Origin of the sequence: Paenarthrobacter sp. NCHU4564 (genome assembly GCF_052156435.1) — a bacterium.
In the GTDB taxonomy this organism is placed as follows: domain Bacteria; phylum Actinomycetota; class Actinomycetes; order Actinomycetales; family Micrococcaceae; genus Arthrobacter.
In genome coordinates this window covers 1-1664 of the sequence record NZ_JBQLIS010000047.1, presented here as the reverse complement: position 1 = coordinate 1664, position 1664 = coordinate 1, and the positions used below count along the sequence as shown (strand labels likewise).

The 1664-nt window shown below is 63.5% G+C and carries 1 protein-coding gene; it reads left to right on the top strand.

Features of this window, described 5'->3' with window-relative positions:
- A partial coding sequence (locus tag ACSVIE_RS21020) for a transketolase-like TK C-terminal-containing protein (protein WP_442425148.1) occupies positions 1-1664 on the top strand: 1664 nt, incomplete at both ends.

The window sequence follows — 1664 nt, the reverse complement described above, 5'->3', positions numbered from 1 at the left end:
GTGAAAATCATGAACGAAACCCCCGATGGCGATTACCAGACCTACAAGGCCGAATCCGGCGGGTTCGTCCGGGAACACTTCTTCGGCAAGTCCCCGCAGACCAAGGACATGGTCGCGGACCTGAGCGATGAGCAGATCTGGAACCTCAAACGCGGCGGCCATGACTACCGCAAGGTCTACGCCGCGTACAAGGCAGCCACCGAGTTCAAGGGCAAACCCACCGTCATCCTGGCCAAAACCGTCAAGGGCTACGGCCTGGGCCCGCACTTCGAGGGCCGCAACGCCACCCACCAGATGAAAAAACTCACCATGGAAGACCTCAAAGCCTTCCGTGACCACCTGCGCATCCCCATCACGGACGAACAACTCGACGCGGACCTCTACCGGCCCCCGTACTACCACCCCGGCATGGACGCCCCGGAAATCCAGTACCTCATGGAACGCCGCGCCGCCCTGGGCGGGTTCGTACCCGAACGCCGCAGCACCCACACCCCCGTAACCCTGCCCGAGGCCAAGTCCTACGACGTCGCCAAACGCGGGTCCGGGAAACAACAAGCCGCGACCACCATGGCCTTCGTGCGTTTGCTCAAGGACCTCATGCGGGACAAGAACTTCGGCCACCGCCTCGTCCCGGTCGTCCCGGACGAATCCCGCACCTTCGGCATGGACGCGTTCTTCCCGACCGCGAAAATCTACAACCCCAAAGGCCAGAACTACCTCTCCGTGGACCGCGACCTCGTCCTGGCCTACAAAGAATCCCCCGCCGGGCAACTGATCCACCCCGGCATCAACGAAGCCGGAGCCGTCGCAGCGTTCACCGCAGCCGGAACCTCCTACGCCACCCACGGCGAACCCCTGGTCCCGATCTACGTGTTCTACTCCATGTTCGGCTTCCAACGCACCGGCGATTCCTTCTGGGCCGCAGCCGACCAAATGACCCGCGGCTTCATCATCGGCGCCACCGCAGGACGAACCACCCTCACCGGCGAAGGCCTCCAACACGCCGACGGACACTCACCCCTGCTCGCCTCCACCAACCCCGCCGTGCGCACCTACGACCCCGCCTACGGCTACGAAATCGGCCACATCATCCGCCACGGCCTCGAAACCATGTACGGCGAACACTCCGAGGATAAGAACACGATGTTCTACCTCACCGTCTACAACGAACCCATCACCCAACCCGCCGAACCCGACAACCTCGACATCAACGGGCTCCTCAAAGGCATCTACAAACTCGCCGACGCCCCCGAAGGCGACCCCAACAGGCCCACCGCGAACATCCTCGCCTCCGGCGTCTCCGTTCCCTGGGCCCTCGAAGCCCAACGGATCCTCGCCGAAGACTGGAACGTCGCCGCCACCATCTGGTCCGTGACCTCCTGGAACGAACTCCGACGCGACGGACTCGCCGCCGAAGAACACGCCTTCCTCAACCCCGGCCAACCAGCACCCACACCATTCATCACCGAACAACTCGCCGGCCACACCGGACCCGTCATCGCCGTCACCGACTACATGAAAGCCATCCCCGACCAAATCCGCCAATTCATCCCCAACGACTTCGCCACCCTCGGCGCCGACGGCTTCGGCTTCTCCGACACCCGCGCCGCCGCCCGCCGCTACTTCAAAAACGACACCCACTCCATCGTCACCAAAACCCTGCA